Here is a 17,689-nt window from a genome sequence, read left to right as displayed (position 1 = left end):
TTATATACCTTTATCTTCTATAATTTTTTTAATTATATTAAAAAAACCTAGAGTTTCATATTTTTTATAATTTTTAATATGGAACAATAAAGACATAATCTTACCTCTGTTTTTCCCAAAAATTTGTTCAAATACAGCAGATCTAATAAAAACCCTTTCAATAGTAATCTCACTACCTGATGATGCTTCTTTATGATAGCATAGAGGTAAAGGTAAATAGTAACCATTTAGTTTAGCAGAACTTGCATTCTGTAACATGACTGTTTCTAACCCTCCGCCAAACTTTGCGCCTAAGCCAAAGTTTAAATCCCACATCACTTTTTTACTCAAAAAACTATCAACTTTGATTATTATTTCAATCGAAGATACAGATAATAAAGTTCGTTTGTTATGTTTAAATCTCGTTGCACTAAAACTTCGTCTTGGTTTTTCAGATTTTTCATCATAGAAGCTTTGAAGCGTTAGAAAATCTGCATCATCATTCATTTGAAAAAATTTTTTAATAGAATCTAAGCTTTCTGGGAATATAATAACATCTGAATCGGTGGGAATCAGATATTTAGCTCTGCAATTTTTCAATGCATAATTACGACTGTAAGGAAGCCCCAGTTTCTTCAGATTAGTGTATCTAACATTCGTATGCTCTATTAAAGCTTTTATCACATTCGAATAATCATTTTCATCACTAGTTTGATGAATAATATGTATAAGCACACCTTCCTTATCAAAGATATTTTTTAAATTATCATAAATTTTATTTATATCTTGATTTAGGCAAGATATAGCGAACTCAAAATCTACTAGTACCATAATAATCACCAATATTAGAAATATATAATATAAAAAACCAATAGATAGTGATCCAAACAATATCTATTGAGATAAAGAAGGACCTAAAAATGAAATAGAAAAAAGCAGATAGGAGGAGAAACTTAATAAATCTTTGCTTAATACTTAAAGATAGCATAAAAATCGTACTGATAAACACAAAGTAAAATAACAAGCCTATCAGCCCATATTCATATGCAAAATAAAGTAACGTATTATGATAATCCCTACCATTGAATACTAGGTTATGTAAATCTGGATCAGAACCAAAGAAACCTATTTTCCATAAATTGTTTATACCATTTAGATATATATCAGCTCTAGTTTCATCGCCGATATCTGAAACAGCTATTATCAAACCCTCTTGCCACCCATTAGCTTCAATCAAATATGGCAATTCTGATAAACCATAATATATTCTAGAGAGCGGTTTAATATTCATTTGAATAACTATATTTTCAATATCTAAATTTTTAAATATTGACAATATGATAGAGAAAATAAATACAATAGAAAGCTTAATTTTTAACTTAGATATTATTAACCCAGAAAGAATTAAAGAAATCATTAAAAAGGCAATATGTGACTTTGAAAAATGTATTATCGTGAACAAAAATACTACTAGAAAAGTTAACTTTAATGATTTTTTAATTTTATAGGAAAATATTAGAAGAAAAAATCCCAGTAATGTTGTGTGATAAGATATATTATTAGAAGTCATAAACGCCCAATCTACTGCTGGGATAAATTTAGAGTGAGCAACACTAAATTTAGTAAAGTAGAACAGTGCTATTAAGTTAGTTACAATATAAAGGTACAAAAAAAAGTTAAAAACTTTACCTATGTTTTTTAATTTTAATCTTTGCACGCATAAAAATAATACTAATGGAGTTGCTGTGTAAATAGCGCGGGCTATGAATGAAGGCTCAACATAAACAAAAAAAGAACCTATGTTTGAAATTAGAAGCATTAAAGGTAAGATTAGCAAAATATTAATATTTTTATTTGCAAATGCGTTTTTTTTTGTAGGCACTAGCATTAAGAAAAAAACTGATATTAAAGCTGTTATAATCTGTGCAAAACCATAAAAACTTATTGAAAAAATCAGCCAAATATTCATGTAAATAATAAGAATATATATTAAAAGCATTATTTACTTTCCTTTACAAACAATAATGCATATCTAAGCTGTAAAATATTTCTTATTATATAAATTATATTCATAATATATACTGCATAGATAAGTTCTAAAAACAGTAACGATATATAAAACAAAACTATTGATAGCAAACCAGAAAAAACAGTAAGAAATAATAAGAATTTTTCTTCTCCAACCATTCCTAATAGAACATCACTAGGGCCAGTTGCCAAATTAAAAAACTGAGCTGCAAAAAAAGGTATGGCATAGATAACTAAATTCTCATATTCACTTGGTATAAACTGTTTAAATAATATCCAACATACAATCAGACCTAGAAACAGTATAAAACCTAAAACCGAACAAAGCTTAAGAGCTTCAAAGAAACTGTTTTTCAACTTGATAGTATCTTTTTTGTAAAAAGAAAACGAAAATCTAGGCGAGAAAATAGCCACAACTACCATTAGTGGGAAAGTAAATATTAAAGAAATTTTCTCTACATACCTGATCAAGCCAACAGTATTTAAGTCTTCAAAATAATTCAGAGTAAATGTTAAACTAATCTGCTGAGAATATATAAAAAAAGATATAATAAAGAAAACAAAAGAAGTCTTAATAAAGGATTTCTTCTCAAAAATTTTTATACTATACTTTTTCTCATTTCTTATAAAGAATAGGACACATATAGATGAAATTAAAAATAATATCCATAACATTAAACTATAGATGCTTAACAATTCATTGACACTTATTTGATGATGTAAGAAAAATATTAAGACACATAACAGCAGACTAACTAAACCAGGATTAAACACTAGACCTAAATCAGGTTTACTTAATGCTTGTATAATAGCTGAATTTAAGAAAACTAAAGTAAAGGGTATAGACGTTATTAATATATAATGAATATATTGCTCAAAGTCGAAATTCATATATACTTTAAAAACAGCTATTAATGACGTTAAGAACATCAATACTATTAAAAATATTTTTAGAGCCAAAACAATAAACTCTTTGATCTTTTCTAATTTAGCTACCTCTCTCATTAATACTTTATCCATTCCAAACTTAAGGATTATATGGAAAAAAGTAATAGCTGAGATAATAGTTGCAAAAAGCCCTAATTTCTCTAAACCATAATAGCTAGCAATTAATATAGGGAGTAAAAAGTTACCTAAAGCGACTCCCCCTCTTGCAGCAATAGTATTAAATATTTTTAAAGATATCTTCATTTATAATTCACATACCAAGGCATCGCTTTCTCAATGCCTTGAATAATATCAAATTGCGGCGCATAGCCTAATGCATTTTGTATTTTGCTAATATCAGCCTGACTATGACGCACATCTCCTGCTCTAAAATCTCGATAGACTGGTTCTTGAGTGTAGCTAACTCCGTTAGCACTTAAATGTTCTTTCAGTGCTGAAAACAGTGTATTAAGGGTAGTACGACCGCCAACAGCCACATTATATACTTGGTTCTTAGCTTCTTCAGTAGCAGTCGCTGCTAAAATATTGGCCTGTACCGCATTTTCAATAAAGTTAAAGTCGCGGCTGGTATCGCCATCGCCATTAATGAACACCTCATCACCTGCGATCATAGCAGCCGTCCACTTTGGTATTACCGCGGCGTATGCACCATCAGGCGTTTGGCGTTTACCAAAGATATTGAAATAACGTAGACCAATCGTCTTAAAGCCATAAGTACGTGAGAATACATCTGCATACAGCTCATTGACATATTTAGTCACCGCATAGGGTGATAATGGATTGCCAATAGCATCCTCGACTTTTGGCAATGCTGGATGATCGCCATACGTTGAGCTACTCGCCGCATAGGTAAAGCTAGCTACCTGAGCATCACGAGCTGCTACGAGCATATTTAAGTAGCCTGAGATATTGGTATCATTAGTATTAATAGGATCAGCGATAGAGCGTGGTACTGAACCTAATGCTGCTTGATGCAATACGTAATCTACGCCTATACATGCTGCCTGACAGTCATCTAGATTACGAATATCGCCTTCTATAAAGGTAAAGTTCTGCCACTGATCTTTGCTTACCAAACCCTGCACTTCATCTAGATTATGCTGAAAACCCGTCGCAAAGTTATCTAAACCGACTACTTTTTGATTTAGTAACAATAGCTCTTCTAGTAAATTAGAGCCTATGAATCCCGCTACCCCAGTAATCAGCCAAGTCTTTGGTTCATTAATTAGTACTTTTTGAACTTTTTTATATGCAGTGAACGTCATAACCATTACTTTCCGTATTTTTTATAGATTTATAGGCGGATATCAGTGTCTTCTTTAGTGAAAACATACTTTAAATCGTAAAGCACGTGTTCATTCTTGCCAAAGGCTCTAATCTGCTCTACACCCAGCTCGACGAACTCATTATGCGCAACGGCTAAAATGATACCATCATAGTGATTCATAGCGGGCTTGCTGATAGGCGTCACATTATATTCACGCTCAGCTTCTGCTTTATCTACCCAAGGGTCATAGACATCAACTTCGATATTATATTCTTCTAGCTCATGGACGATATCGATGACCTTGGTATTACGCACATCAGGGCAGTTTTCTTTGAAACTCAGCCCTAAGACCAGAACTTTTGCCCCTTCAACTTGAATACGCTTTTTAATCATGGTTTTGACCAGTTGCGTGACCACATACTCACCCATGCTGTCATTCAAGCGACGACCGGCCAAGATAATCTCTGGATTATAACCAATCGCTTGTGCTTTATGAGTTAGGTAATAAGGATCTACACCGATGCAGTGACCACCGACTAAACCCGGACGAAACGGTAAGAAGTTCCACTTGGTGCCAGCCGCTTCTAAGACTGCTTGGGTATCGATACCCATTTTATTAAAAATGACGGCTAACTCATTAATTAAGGCAATATTGACATCTCTTTGGGTGTTTTCGATCACCTTTGCCGCTTCTGCTACTTTGATGCTTGCTGCCTTATGAGTGCCGGCAGTAATAATTAAATTGTATACTTCATCCACAAAATCAGCGACTTCAGGCGTTGAGCCCGCCGTTACTTTTAAAATATTGGTAACGCGGTGCTCTTTATCACCAGGATTGATACGTTCAGGACTATAACCAGCATAAAAGTCTTGATTGAAGGTTAATCCCGAGACTTTCTCCAACACCGGAATACAAACTTCTTCTGTGGCACCCGGATAGACGGTTGATTCATAAACGACAATATCGTCTTTTTTAAGTAGACTACCGATAGCTTCTGAGGCTTTAATTAAAGGTGTAAGATCGGGCTGTTTATAATCATCGATAGGCGTCGGTACCGTAACAATAAAAAAATTACAGTCTTTAAGCGCTTGTATATCGGAGCTATAATTCAAATGTGACGCTTGGGTCAGCTCTTCATCACTGACTTCCAAGGTATGATCTGTACCTGCACACAGGGCTGCTATACGACTGGCATTGATATCGAAGCCCACTACTGACAGATGCTTACCAAACTCAACTGCTAAAGGCAGACCTACATAGCCAAGTCCGATAACTGCTATTTTTATATTGTTAATATCTAGCATAATTTTCCTTTGTTTATCTAACCAATTTTAGTTGAAAAATAGTATTTAGGGTATTTATTGAGAGTTATGCAGCTTTAGAGCCTTCTTGATAACCTGCTACAAACTGCTTAAACTTTTGTTTTAGCCAAGGGACATCGAATTGTTTTTGTTTTTCAGTCAGCTCAAACAATATCGATTCCAGCTCATCTAATGGGAAGCTATGCTCAATTGCTTGCATGATAAGAGGGTGATCAGTGGATTCGACATTATCTTCACCGATGATGAGCTCTTCATAAAGCTTTTCTCCATCTCTAAGACCCGTAAAGATGACTTCGATATCACCCTCAGGATGGGCGGCATCTTTAATATCAAAACCACTTAAATGAATCATTCGCTGAGCCAAATCAACTATTTTGACCGGCTCGCCCATATCAAGCACAAATACTTCACCACCTGATGCCATCGCACCCGCTTGGATGACTAAGTTTGCCGCCTCTGGAATCGTCATAAAGTAACGGGTCACATCAGGATGGGTGACCGTAATCGGCTTACCTTGTTCTATCTGCTTGGTAAATAACGGTACAACAGAGCCTGACGAGCCTAGAACATTACCAAAACGCACCATACTAATACAGGTCTGGCTATCCGTCTGGCTTAGCGCTTGGCAAACCAACTCTGCCAAACGCTTAGAAGCACCCATCACATTGGTCGGTCTTACCGCCTTATCAGTAGAGATAAGGACAAAGGTCTCTACATTTGCTGCAATCGCAGCTCGGGCACAATGATAAGTACCTTTAGTATTATTAATGACGCCTTCAAACGGATTGTGTTCAACCATAGGTACATGTTTATAGGCAGCAGCATGATAAACCGTCTGTATATTATAGAGATTCAGTATTCTAAGCAGGTTCGATTCATTGGTGACGTTACCAATGATCGCAACGATTTTAATATCTTGATACGCTGGGGTATTAGCTTGTTTTATGGTTAGCTCTTGATGGATACTATAAAGCGCAAATTCAGACAACTCATAAAGTACAAGACATTTAGGCTGGTTCTTAATTACTTGACGGCACAATTCACTACCGATGGAGCCACCAGCACCAGTGACTAACACGCACTTACCCTTGATATTCATCTGCAGCAATTTTGCATCAGGTTCAACAGTCTGTCTGTCTAACACGTCCAAGATATCTACTTTGCGCATGCTACTGACGGTTACTTTTTCGTCAGCGATTTCCTCTAAACTTGGCAATTCTTTTATTTTTATGGCAATGCCTGAGAGCTTATCTATAATCTGGCGTTTTTGCGCGCGACTGATAGAAGGAATGGCCAAAAACACCTGTGCAACATCTAGCTCATCAATCAAGCCTACTAACTCATCAGCAGCATAAATCTTTTTGCCGAGTAAATAAGCACCGGTAAGCTGAGGATCATCGTCAATATAGGCCACAACATTATATTTATGCGAGTTTCTTAAGCCTTCTAATAGGTCGCGACCCGCCTCTCCCGCACCATAAATAACGACATTCTCATAACCATCCTCATTTTTAGTGCGTTGTTGGCTCTTGCCTTGTAGGCGCGTTAGAAACTCACGGATAGTCAGTCTGCTATTCCACAACCATATAAAGAATAGAAATAAGAATATGATAGGGGCTGAGCGCGGCATGGTGGGAAAGAAGTCAATAAATAGAACGACTTCATACAACACAATCAGCAAAAAAAACAGCTGTGAGACATTTGCCATAACGGCATCAAAGAAACCCCTAGCCACCCCTCTATAAAACCCTATCGCATACAACCCTATGATAGGGATAATGGCATAAAAGCATAGTGCCAATAGACCAATGTGATTGCCAAGATAGCCATAGCGTAAAGACAAGGCTAAAAACAAACAAATCAATGACAGCGCAAAGTCTATACTAAGCAAGATTCCCCGCTTGACACCACGAGGTAACGACAACAAGTATTCTGCTATACGTTGTAACCAGCCGCTTTTATCATTCAGTAACTGATACGCACTTTTAGTTTCTGACTTTATAAACATAACACTCAACTACTTAAAGGATATTAATTTAGGTAAAACTCTAAAAATAATTAATTATTGTTACCATAAGCATAACTATAGTGATAACTATATTTGCTCATAATCCCTTGTTGTACATCGTTGAGAATAATGCCATCAACTTTAATATTGGCTTTATTCATCTGATTGACCGCATAAACCAACTGCCCTTCTATCGAGTCATCATATCTTGTGACCATCAACACTTTATCAGCGTGCTGCGCTAGTATCATGGCATCAGAGGCCGCTAAGATAGGTGGTGAGTCAATAATAATATAATCATAATGCAGGTTTAGTTCTGTCATTAAATGATCAAAACTGCCATTAGCCAATAGTGATGCTGGGTTACGTGGATGCTGACCGCGTGGCATAAAATCGATATTATCTATACCAGTCGGATGGATAAAGCTTGCCAAACTATTAGCATCTTGAGTAGCAACAACTTTTGATACTTCAGAATTATCTTTTGATAAATGAGACGTATCTTGTGATAGATAATCTGCCAAACCATTATCTTGGCTCATACTAAACGTCTTATGCAGCTCGCCCAAGCGCATATCGGCATCTATAATAAGAACCTGTTTATCTAACTGGGCAAATACCTCAGTTAAGTTAGAAGAAATAAAGGATTTACCAACACCAGGGCTTTCACCCGTGATGAGGATAACTTTGGCTCGTTGACCTGCTCGACCCTGCACTGGCATACCAAACATCAAGTTCGTTCTTAAGCTCTTAATAGCTTCATAGCTCAGACTATTATTATCTACGTAAGCCAGCAATCTGTTAGGCGCTTTCTTGTTTCTACGCAGTCTTGTTAATAGTGGAGAGCGTGGGATTGTCGCTACCACAGGAACACCTGTTTTAGCTTCAATACGTTCAGGATCTTTGACCACATTTCTAAGCATGTTCTTAAGCAGTACGAGCATCGTTCCAAGCATGGCTCCTAACAACATAGCCAAGATTATAATTTGCAATTTTTTAGGTGCAATTGCTCGATAGGTACTAATAGGCAGATCAATAATACGTGCGAAACCAATTTGACCCGCTTTAACGATTTTTAGCTGTTCATAGTTTTTGAGTAGAGTTAAATAAATCTCTCTGTTAATCGTACTGTCAGCTGACAGTTGTAAAAACTCTCTTTGTATCTCAGGTAAGCCCGCAATCGTATCGTCTATCTCATTTTTTCTATCGTTAAGTACTGCAAGCTGCTCATTGATTTGGATAACCAATGGATGCTCTTCCGTGTAGTAAGTCGTAAGATCCGCTTTTTTGAGCTTTAACTCATTAAGCTGAGCATCGATTTGAGAGTTTTCTGTCAATAACAGCTCTGCCTCTTTACCTACGTCAATAGTGCCATATTTCTTACGGAACTCATTGAATATGGCTTCAGAGTCTTCCAGTTTTTTCTTTAAGGTTGGAATCTGAGTTTCCATAAAGCTAATCGTTTTCGTGGTCTCTTCAGAGCCACGCGACTGGTTTTGATCAATATAAGATAAAACGATTTGTTTTAATATCAAACTGGTCTGCTGCTGATTGGCACCTGTCATAGACAACTGAATAATGCCTGTCTGCTTGCCTTTTTCAACCACGGATAATGCACTATTAATCTGCTCAGTCGTTATTTGAAGCGATTGCTTGGTAATATTAATCGGATATCCATCAGCTGGCAGGTCGTTGACTGTGATTTGAATCTGACCATCCGTCCCTTTGAATTGATGAGCTTTACCTATCTGACCTTTGAAATCATCAAAACCATTACTTAACACAAACCCTGTCGCAGAGCGCGTTAAGGTAAATGGTTGATTTAGATACTCTCGCGAAACATTAAACTGACTGACTTGTACTTCACCATCCTCAGTTTTAAGAGAGACACCTTCCGGTTTATTGATCTGAGTATCCGTACTATTACTTTTTATTCTATCTAAAGCACCAATATTAGGATCAGACAGTTGGATACGTAGATGCAATAAATTGACCACAGGCTCTAAGATCATACGCGACCTTATCAGCTCTGCCTCTGCTTGAGCTTTACTAACTTCTGAACCAATTAGCTCAGAAATATCTGCCCCTAAGGCAGCAACCCCTTTAGAGTTTTCCTCAATTTGAATAAGTGCGTCTGACTTAAAGGTAGGATTGACATATCTGCTATATAACACTCCTATTACCAAGCCCAATACAGCGAAAAATACGATGACTTTCCAGCCACGCAAAATGGCAAACAGCAGCGCCATAAGATCAATTTCGTCATTATCTTCTTTAGAAGCAGAGTTTGATAAATTCTTTGAATCTGTATTCATAACTGTATGTTCATCACTTAAGGTTAGTCGTTTAATGGCAGCTATTTAGCTAACTTTATCGGCCCACTGTTCTAGGCTCTCAACAATATCTTGATATGCTGTTTTAAAAGCACTCATTTCATGCTTATAAGGGTCGGCAATGTCTTTATTTTTCCAATGACCAAGCTTAAAGGTTTTGCCGCGACAAAATGGCCAACGTTCTTCAATCCATTTCGTTTGACCATCTGACATGGTAAAAATAATGTCCGCCTTTTTAGCCAAATTTTCGTCAAGCTGTTTCGCGACATGCTTAGTGATATCAAGCTGTTGCGCTGTCATGATCTCTAACGCAGCAGGGTCGGCAGGGTGACCGACTAAAGCACCAACACCTGCAGAATCAATATTCTTATGTGGATAACGCTGTTTTAATAATGCTTCTGCCATGGGACTGCGACAAATATTACCAACACATACGACTAAAATATTATCAAACGCCATAACTGTTATCACCTATTATCTATAAGCCTGAGAGCGCTCTGATGGCTGATGTGGAAGGTAGAATAGAGCTAATAACACGATTCCAACGCGTCAAGCCAGTTGGATCAACATAAACGATATCATTAGGCTGCATCTCAAAACGATTGGCAAGCGCAAAGCTAGTAATGGTCTGCATATCTACATAGTAAATATCCGTCGCTCTCGTATTCAGATTATCACGGACCACATATATTTTAGCAGCATTTGCCGTACTGGAATTGAGCCCTTTAGACTCCCCCAAGACCTGCGCTAAGCTAATACCTTGCTCTAAGATAGGTACAGGCTCTACTTGTCCAAACTCCCCTAGAACATACACCTTATTACGATCTTGGCTGTTCACATGAATAGAATCACCATCTTGCAAATAAATCTGATTTGCAGAAGCACCCATTTGTCTGAGCGACTGTAATCCAATATTGTAGCTAACCCCGTTACGATTCAACACGACATTGTTTGAATCACCCGTAGGAGTAGCACCGCCTGCCATAGAAATCGCACCATATAGCGACACTGGTACATCAGCAATAGCAAATTCGCCAGGCTGTTTTACTTCACCGTCAATAAAAAAATTATTGCCACGATAGTTAACGATTTTAACCTGCGGATCTGAATACTTAAGATAACGCTGAAGCTGTCTTTGTAAATTAGCGGTAAATTGCGGCACGCTCATACCACTGGCTTTGATACGCCCAATTAGTGGAAATTGCACGAAACCCTGTTGGTCAACGGGAAAACCTAATGCATAAGGGTTAGCAGTATTACTACTGTTTGTTAAAGGAGGTGCAATCTCTGGATACCCTACTAAAGTAATACCCAAAATATCCCCTTCAGAGATACGATAATCCACTCGACCAGATGTCTTTATCAAACGTGCTAAATCACTACTAGGAGCTATAGTTTTTTTAGGTGGCAGCGTTGCTAGACTTAAAGGTTGAACATTGAACTGTATACCACTCGCAGCCAAGAACGATCCACTAGGTGGTAAGTCGCCAGATTGTAGGCCCGAATTGATGCTAGAGCAGCCTGACACTAGGCTAATCATGAGTAGACACGCTACACTTAATAACTTTGATGAATTGAAAAACATAGAAAAACCTTTATAAATCATAGGTATAAGTAGCGTCTACCGATTAAACCAATTAAGACAACTATACTAAAGGGCTATATTAGCTACAAAAAAACAAAGCCATAATAACATAGGTGGTTAAATATTGAATAATAATGGGCTGTTTTTGGCAAAAATTACGTAAGAGTAACAATCAATTTATATTCGCTTTCGCCAGATATAGAGACCTTGTTTAAACTCATAACTATCTAATAAAGCATGGCTTATTACCAATAATGATAGCCTTAAAAAATTTCTCTTAAACATAGCTTTGATAAATAGCGTATAATAGTCAGTCCAAATTTATACATTGAGAAATGTAAACCCACCGACTCAAGGATATCGTTATGAAAGATGAAAAACTCCAAAAAGCCCTCGCCCGTATGGGACTTGGTTCACGTCGTCAGATGGAAGAAGTGATCAAAGCAGGCCGCGTAACCGTTAATAATGGTCCTGCGACTATCGGCGACCGTGTCGAACAAGGCGATGAGATTCGTGTTGATGGTCGTCAGATCAAATACACTGCCGAAAATGAAAAGCGTCGTCGCGTTTTAGCCTATTACAAGCCTGAGGGCGAAGTGTGCTCTGCCAATGATCCAGAAGGCCGTCCAACAGTCTTTGAGCGGTTGCCAAAGCTAACTCATGACCGTTGGGTAATGGTTGGTCGCTTGGATATTAACTCGACTGGTCTGCTATTATTTACCAATGATGGCGAAATGGCGCATCGCTTAATGCATCCGTCTAGCGAAGTGACTCGTGAATATGCAGTGCGCGTGCTTGGTGAAGTGACACCAGATATCGCTCGTACGTTAACGTCTGGCGTCATGTTAGAAGATGGCATGGCGCAGTTTGAAGATATTAAAGAAGGCGGCGGTGAAGGCGTCAATAAATGGTATCACGTCAAGCTAAAAGAAGGTCGTAACCGCGAAGTACGTCGTTTGTTTGAGTCGCAAGGTCTTAAAGTTAGCCGTCTGCTGCGTACACGTTACGGTACGATTATCTTACCAAAAGAGCTACGTACCGGTCGTTTCTTAGAGCTTGATAAAAAAGACATCAATACCTTGACGGATTTGGTGAGCTTACGCCCCCGTCACGGTACAGGTCTGCATGGTGCAGCTAAAGAGAAGCAAGAACGTATTAAAAACAAGCCGCTTAAAGCACGTCGTACGGACACTCGTAGCGATAGCCGTCCTAGCAGCGCAAAACCTAAGAGCAGTGCTAGTCCTGCCAGTCGCGGTACGCGTAATACCCGTGACCGTAACAACAAGCGTTAATCGGACTAATTTAACCTTACTTTGAATTTTTTATAAATTTGAAGTAGTTAATAAAAAAAGCGGTCAATGATTCATTCATTGACCGCTTTTTTATGCGTTTTCTTAATAACGTTATTACCCCAAAGCTTAGCTATCATGGCTATTAATATAGCTCTTCATGACTCGTAATTCCTGCAACTGCTGCGTAGCCATTTGTTCTAACAGTCTGTCTAAACGTTGTTCGATATTATCTAAGACCTGTTGCAATAAGTCACTGGCTTCAGCTTTTTTTTGCTGATTCAACTCATTATTATTTATATTTACTAGCTGATAATGACTGACCAGCATTTCAGGTAAACGGGTATGCAACATTTTATTTAACACAAAATGCTGTTCTGTGACCGCAGGCGTTTTATTCTGAGCTTGTAGTGTTTTTTGATAAGATTGATAGCTGCTGACCTTTTCATCGATACGTTGTAGTTGACGTAGGTGATTATCTGGCAATACTTTCAGGTGCTTTTTATTTAAAGTTAGCTGCTGCCAATTTACTGAAGATAGTGCCAATGGCGTATTATTATCTTGATACGTAAGCACACCTGGGGTAATGCCGACCATTTTATGCAATGCGTGCCAGCCTTTTCTACCTAAATAAATGGTAGTGACTATCGTCACAATGCCAACGCCTATTAAAACACTCATATATGCCTAACCTTTTTTAGCTCATACGATTGGATAATTACAGTTTAATATCTTTAACATTCGTATTCGCGCTTTTGCCGCTTGCATCAGTTGGAATTTCAAGCGCTTCGATTTCTCTATTGCTATGATTAATAATGGTACTATCGGCATTATTATTAAGTCCCTGAATATCCGCATTAACGGTAGGATTGTTAAAACGTTTTTGTAAGTATCGGTTGGTTGCAAGTAGCTTTTGCCCATCTTGATGATAGGAAGCATTAAGCAAATCATCAAACTGGCTATTAATCGTACTTAACACATCTAACAATGCTTCTTTACCAGTGACATTGGAGTGCTTAATTTTAGTGCTGTCGGCAAGCGCGCCGTCACCCACATCTAAGTCATGCAAGCGGCGATAGTCTGCTACGGCAAGTGGCACATGCCTGTCCATTAAGTTTTGAATCATGACATAGGTTTCGTTGACGGTATCTTTATCATCAATTTTGCCATCATTATTGGTATCGCCATAAATAACGCGCAGCTTTTCGCCTTTGTCATTGATTTGGTCAAGGGCGGTTTTGACCTCAACTGGCAAGCTTTTTTCGGGAATATAGCCCAACTGCGGCATCGCTTTATACTCAAGCATTTTGGGCGCCGTCACTTTTTTGATACCACGATATCCTAGGTACAACCCAGCGGCTGGCAGCACGCCATATAAAACAAACATTACGAACATCGCAGTCAATTGGGTCATTAGGTTGTCCTTATTGCTTAGCAAAATTGCTTGGCAAATTTCTTATTATTCTTAATAAACGTATTATTCTAAGTAAAAATCGATAGTTATCATTAAACAAAAAAATAAGGCTCTATTAAAGCCCTATATTGTTATACATTGAATCGATTGTGTTTAATCATGCTGATTTATATTACTTTTATAACGCCAATTCAAAGTTCATGAGTGAAAGCCCATGAGTAAAAGCCCATAATTAAAAAGCAAGCAACAACTAGCTTTGGGTTCGGCTTTTAACATAACGGTGCGTTGAAGCCAGTTTATTCATCACCGTTTGGTGGAGCTCATCTAGTAATTCATCAAGCTCATAATCAATCTCTAAAAACAAATCGGTCAACATATCGCCTGCGGTCATTTTACCTTGCACCATATTGTTTTTGGTACGGTGCGGACTAAAGCGTTGCAGCTGTTCATAATGGTGTAGCGCTTCTGGAATACTTTCAGACACCAGCTTATCAATAACAAACTGGCGCTCATTATGTTGCTGCTGTTGCTCAGCATTGAGCTCGCTACTCCACTCACGGTAGCGCTTTAACTTACCATTAATCCTATCTAGTATCGCAATAGCCTCAATAGGCATGGCATTTAGGGTGGCCTCATCGACCACATCAACAAGCTCAGTCATAATCGGACAGCGTCCATGTTTGAGATACCATAACGTATCAGGGTCAAAAGGAGGGCGATTGGTTGGGCGCATCTGAGCACGATTGGCTAAATAGCGATCGGTCAATGGCGTTGCCGAGCGGATATCATTTACTTGTGCTAACGCAGCACAAATACGGTCGGCACGCTCAGGCGGCGTAAGCGTAGAACGTTTGCTGCTCGCTTGAGTCTGCTCATTATCGGCTGCTTTATCATTAGACGTACTATCATCACTACTTGCCATTTTCTGAGCATTTTTAGCCGCGAGTGTTGGCAGGTCTTGAGCTTGCCCAAAGGACTGTAGCATTCTTGCCAAACTTACGACCATGACCGCTTCTGCCTCTCTTCCAGTGCATTCATATTTTGCTCGTACTGCGTTTATTCATATTGCATTGATTTATTCAATAGCGTATCTTAACAGCTTTTTACGGCGCTGCCAGTAAGCAAAATGTCAAGATTCTCACATCGCAACCTCCCAAATCATGTGAAAGACAAAACCCTAAAAACACCAAACCTTAAAATCATAAGCGCACTATTATGAATGCTCCCGACTATATTTCTGGCTTCTTGCTTGGGCTATCGCTCATCATTGCCATCGGCTCACAAAATGCCTTTGTCCTCAAACAAGGACTGAAACGCGAGCACATATTTTTCGTCTGCTTATTTTGCGCGGTCAGTGATGCGATTTTAATCTCTGCTGGCGTTGGCGGTTTTGGCGCAGTGACGGCACGTTATCCGCAAGTCGTAAACATTGCTAAATTTGCAGGCGTCTTGTTTTTACTTGGCTATGGACTGCAAAGCTTATACGCCAGTGTACGCGTATCGCATGCGCTTACCGTCGATGGTCAAGTCGTCACCAGTTTAAAAAAAGCACTGTTATTATGCTTTGGCTTTACTTGGCTCAATCCGCACGTCTATCTAGATACATTGGTGCTCGTCGGCATGGTTTCAACAGGCGCAACTAGCAAAGTCGTATTTGCCGCTGGTGCGGTAAGCGCCTCGTTCTTTTTCTTTTTTGCGCTTGGTTATGGTGCGCGATTACTTCGACCCTTATTTGCCAAACCAAAAGCGTGGAATATACTCGATGCTTTGGTCGGTATTTTAATGCTGTATTTGGCTTGGCATCTATATCAAAGTTAATGAAGCGTAAGAAATAAACATAGCTTATCAAAACGAAAAAACCAAACACATTACGTGTTTGGTTTTTTCGTTTGAATTAATGACTTCTTATTAGGACGCTTTTTTGCGCTTTTTAGGCTTAACAAAGGTTAAGTTTAAAAAATGCTCTAGCGAATCATCAAGAATATCTAACCATGGCTCTGGTAGTTCAGGAGATAACGTTCCAGTTAAAGTAGAACGATAGGCCTTTTCTCTAAAGGTCATGATATTCTCAGCTTTATCTTTTTGCCATTCCTTTAAGATTTCGCCCTGCTCTTCTACCGCGAACTCTGGGTAATCGGTGCCATTGGTCAAGTCACGGATATAAGCAGCCTGAAAATCAATAGAATCACTGACCGTTGCGCACTTAGCATAAGTCGCCAACCACTTTTGCTCATCGGCTTCACGAGTCGCCAAATCAGGCAATTCGATATCGCCCAGCATCACATCACGTGCATACCACGCTTGCGCATCAAACATATTAAAGGTGAAGTACTGATCCTGCATGCCTAAATAAATCAGCTTTGGATTCGGCTGCCAAAAAATACCTTTATATAAGTTGGCTGGGTATAAGCAGTTATGCGTCTGCAAACGTAGCTCATCTGGCATAAATGGGAAGTGGAACAAATAACCCGTACACATGATGATGGCGTCAAAGCTTTGGCTCGTACCATCAGCAAAATGTGCCACATCATCTTCAAAATGCGTTACTAATGGCACTTCTTTAATACCTTCTGGCCAGTCATAACCTAGCGCTTGTGTGCGATAGCTAATGGTGACTGATTTGGTGCCATATTTGTAGCACTGCGTGCCAATGTCTTCGGCAGAATAACTGCTACCGATAAGTAAGATATCTTCGTCTTTAAATTCTAGTGCATCACGGAAATCATGAGCGTGTAGAATACGACCGGGGAACGCTTCTAAACCTTCAAAGTATGGCATGTTTGGCGTTGAGAAATGACCGGTCGCAACCACGACATAATCAAACTCTTCCACTTCTTGCTCATCGGTTTTATGATTCATCACCGTCACGGTGAATTTTTGCGTTTCATCATCAAATGATACCCAACGTACAGGGCACTCAAAGCGGATGTATTTTTGAATATCTTGCTTATCGATACGACCCATAATGTAGTCTTTTAGGACTTCACGTGGTGGATATGATGGGATGGGTTCACCAAAATGCTCATCGAACGAATAATCGGCAAACTCTAAACACTCTTTAGGGCCATTTGACCATAAATAGCGATACATACTACCGTGGACAGGCTCACCGTTTCTATCTAAACCTGTGCGCCAGCTATAATTCCACATGCCGCCGATAGCGTTTTGCTTTTCATAACAAACTATCTCAGGCAAGTTTTTTGCGCCAGCCAAACGAGCTGCTTCAAAAGCACGCAACTGCGCCAAACCACTTGGACCTGCACCTAAAATAGCAATCCTTTTCTTACTCAAAACTAACTCCTATGAAATTATCGTACCCCTATTATAACATAATTTCATAATTGACGTTTTTTGCTAATACTTTTGGTAATTGATCGTAGGTATTAAAATCAGCAATTAATTTTAAAATTTGCTTAGGAGATATCTTTTAGGAAGTAGACAGGAGGTTTTTGATGAATGCTATCTTTTGGCGAGTGCTAGGCTATAATTTTGATAGAATATAGCTTGTAATAGCC

15 protein-coding genes are annotated in these 17,689 nt (G+C 38.5%); 2 read left to right on the top strand and 13 right to left on the bottom strand.

All coding sequences use genetic code 11. From position 1 onward, the window contains the following. From ACP7AA_RS08955 to ACP7AA_RS08915, 9 genes are all read right to left on the bottom strand, one after another. Entirely contained in the window at window positions 1-810 is an 810-nt protein-coding gene (locus ACP7AA_RS08955) for a glycosyltransferase (protein ID WP_426223331.1), read from the bottom strand. Beyond that, window positions 791-1,978, bottom strand: a complete 1,188-nt coding sequence (locus ACP7AA_RS08950) for a hypothetical protein (protein WP_426223330.1) — start codon at window positions 1,976-1,978, stop codon at window positions 791-793. Before ACP7AA_RS08950 ends, ACP7AA_RS08955 begins: the two co-directional genes overlap by 20 nt. After that, window positions 1,978-3,198, bottom strand: coding sequence for a lipopolysaccharide biosynthesis protein (locus tag ACP7AA_RS08945; RefSeq protein WP_426223329.1), 1,221 nt, complete (start codon window positions 3,196-3,198; stop codon window positions 1,978-1,980). The genes ACP7AA_RS08950 and ACP7AA_RS08945 overlap by 1 nt, the downstream gene beginning before the upstream one ends. Further along, window positions 3,195-4,226 carry an NAD-dependent epimerase/dehydratase family protein gene (locus ACP7AA_RS08940; RefSeq protein WP_426223328.1) on the bottom strand — a complete coding sequence of 344 codons (1,032 nt, stop codon included), beginning with the start codon at window positions 4,224-4,226 and terminating at the stop codon, window positions 3,195-3,197. Before ACP7AA_RS08940 ends, ACP7AA_RS08945 begins: the two co-directional genes overlap by 4 nt. Window positions 4,227-4,249: 23 nt before the next feature. Next, window positions 4,250-5,527, bottom strand: coding sequence for a Vi polysaccharide biosynthesis UDP-N-acetylglucosamine C-6 dehydrogenase TviB (gene tviB, locus ACP7AA_RS08935; protein ID WP_426223327.1), 1,278 nt, complete (start codon window positions 5,525-5,527; stop codon window positions 4,250-4,252). A gap of 64 nt (window positions 5,528-5,591) precedes the next feature. After that, a complete protein-coding gene (locus ACP7AA_RS08930) occupies window positions 5,592-7,553 on the bottom strand; it encodes a polysaccharide biosynthesis protein (RefSeq protein ID WP_426223326.1) in 1,962 nt (653 codons plus the stop codon). Window positions 7,554-7,603: 50 nt separating this feature from the next. Beyond that, window positions 7,604-9,868 carry a polysaccharide biosynthesis tyrosine autokinase gene (locus tag ACP7AA_RS08925; RefSeq protein ID WP_426223325.1) on the bottom strand — a complete coding sequence of 755 codons (2,265 nt, stop codon included), beginning with the start codon at window positions 9,866-9,868 and terminating at the stop codon, window positions 7,604-7,606. Between the two features lie 45 nt (window positions 9,869-9,913). Further along, window positions 9,914-10,345 carry a low molecular weight protein-tyrosine-phosphatase gene (locus tag ACP7AA_RS08920; protein ID WP_426223324.1) on the bottom strand — a complete coding sequence of 144 codons (432 nt, stop codon included), beginning with the start codon at window positions 10,343-10,345 and terminating at the stop codon, window positions 9,914-9,916. Window positions 10,346-10,364: 19 nt separating this feature from the next. Next, a complete protein-coding gene (locus tag ACP7AA_RS08915; RefSeq protein WP_426223323.1) occupies window positions 10,365-11,471 on the bottom strand; it encodes a polysaccharide biosynthesis/export family protein in 1,107 nt (368 codons plus the stop codon). Window positions 11,472-11,836: 365 nt separating this feature from the next. On the opposite strand from ACP7AA_RS08915, the gene rluB reads away from it, so the two are divergent. Next, complete coding sequence (rluB, locus tag ACP7AA_RS08910; RefSeq protein WP_201562495.1) at window positions 11,837-12,763, top strand: 23S rRNA pseudouridine(2605) synthase RluB; 927 nt, start codon at window positions 11,837-11,839, stop codon at window positions 12,761-12,763. Between the two features lie 126 nt (window positions 12,764-12,889). Here the strand turns inward: rluB and ACP7AA_RS08905 are convergent, their stop codons facing one another. The 3 genes from ACP7AA_RS08905 to ACP7AA_RS08895 all read right to left on the bottom strand — a co-directional run bounded on the left by ACP7AA_RS08905 (window position 12,890) and on the right by ACP7AA_RS08895 (window position 15,180). Beyond that, on the bottom strand, window positions 12,890-13,441 hold the full coding sequence (locus ACP7AA_RS08905) for a hypothetical protein (RefSeq protein ID WP_426223322.1): 552 nt from the start codon (window positions 13,439-13,441) through the stop codon (window positions 12,890-12,892). A gap of 37 nt (window positions 13,442-13,478) precedes the next feature. Beyond that, window positions 13,479-14,174 (bottom strand): hypothetical protein, encoded by a 696-nt coding sequence (locus tag ACP7AA_RS08900; RefSeq protein ID WP_426223321.1) that lies wholly within the window; start codon window positions 14,172-14,174, stop codon window positions 13,479-13,481. Between the two features lie 250 nt (window positions 14,175-14,424). Further along, window positions 14,425-15,180, bottom strand: coding sequence for a hypothetical protein (locus tag ACP7AA_RS08895; protein ID WP_426223320.1), 756 nt, complete (start codon window positions 15,178-15,180; stop codon window positions 14,425-14,427). 209 nt (window positions 15,181-15,389) lie between these two features. Here ACP7AA_RS08895 and ACP7AA_RS08890 point away from each other — a divergent pair, with 209 nt between their 5' ends. Beyond that, on the top strand, window positions 15,390-15,992 hold the full coding sequence (locus ACP7AA_RS08890; RefSeq protein ID WP_426223319.1) for a LysE/ArgO family amino acid transporter: 603 nt from the start codon (window positions 15,390-15,392) through the stop codon (window positions 15,990-15,992). Between the two features lie 90 nt (window positions 15,993-16,082). On the opposite strand, the gene ACP7AA_RS08885 is transcribed toward ACP7AA_RS08890, so the two are convergent. After that, window positions 16,083-17,465: an NAD(P)-binding domain-containing protein gene (locus ACP7AA_RS08885; RefSeq protein ID WP_426223318.1), complete on the bottom strand. Its 1,383-nt coding sequence runs from the start codon at window positions 17,463-17,465 to the stop codon at window positions 16,083-16,085. Window positions 17,466-17,689: the final 224 nt, after the last annotated feature.

The sequence above is a fragment of the Psychrobacter sp. DWR1-2-3 genome (assembly GCF_049896465.1).
GTDB lineage: Bacteria > Pseudomonadota > Gammaproteobacteria > Pseudomonadales > Moraxellaceae > Psychrobacter > Psychrobacter maritimus.
Note: the sequence above shows the minus strand (reverse complement) of the source record. Positions and strands in the feature narration are given on the sequence as shown.

Coding starts and splice junctions, on each gene's coding strand:
- ACP7AA_RS08955 (WP_426223331.1), bottom strand. CDS start 810: ATGGTACTAGTAGATTTTGAGTTCGCTATATCTTGCCTAAATCAAGAT.
- ACP7AA_RS08950 (WP_426223330.1), bottom strand. CDS start 1,978: ATGCTTTTAATATATATTCTTATTATTTACATGAATATTTGGCTGATT.
- ACP7AA_RS08945 (WP_426223329.1), bottom strand. CDS start 3,198: ATGAAGATATCTTTAAAAATATTTAATACTATTGCTGCAAGAGGGGGA.
- ACP7AA_RS08940 (WP_426223328.1), bottom strand. CDS start 4,226: ATGGTTATGACGTTCACTGCATATAAAAAAGTTCAAAAAGTACTAATT.
- tviB (WP_426223327.1), bottom strand. CDS start 5,527: ATGCTAGATATTAACAATATAAAAATAGCAGTTATCGGACTTGGCTAT.
- ACP7AA_RS08930 (WP_426223326.1), bottom strand. CDS start 7,553: ATGTTTATAAAGTCAGAAACTAAAAGTGCGTATCAGTTACTGAATGAT.
- ACP7AA_RS08925 (WP_426223325.1), bottom strand. CDS start 9,868: ATGAATACAGATTCAAAGAATTTATCAAACTCTGCTTCTAAAGAAGAT.
- ACP7AA_RS08920 (WP_426223324.1), bottom strand. CDS start 10,345: ATGGCGTTTGATAATATTTTAGTCGTATGTGTTGGTAATATTTGTCGC.
- ACP7AA_RS08915 (WP_426223323.1), bottom strand. CDS start 11,471: ATGTTTTTCAATTCATCAAAGTTATTAAGTGTAGCGTGTCTACTCATG.
- rluB (WP_201562495.1), top strand. CDS start 11,837: ATGAAAGATGAAAAACTCCAAAAAGCCCTCGCCCGTATGGGACTTGGT.
- ACP7AA_RS08905 (WP_426223322.1), bottom strand. CDS start 13,441: ATGAGTGTTTTAATAGGCGTTGGCATTGTGACGATAGTCACTACCATT.
- ACP7AA_RS08900 (WP_426223321.1), bottom strand. CDS start 14,174: ATGACCCAATTGACTGCGATGTTCGTAATGTTTGTTTTATATGGCGTG.
- ACP7AA_RS08895 (WP_426223320.1), bottom strand. CDS start 15,180: ATGGTCGTAAGTTTGGCAAGAATGCTACAGTCCTTTGGGCAAGCTCAA.
- ACP7AA_RS08890 (WP_426223319.1), top strand. CDS start 15,390: ATGAATGCTCCCGACTATATTTCTGGCTTCTTGCTTGGGCTATCGCTC.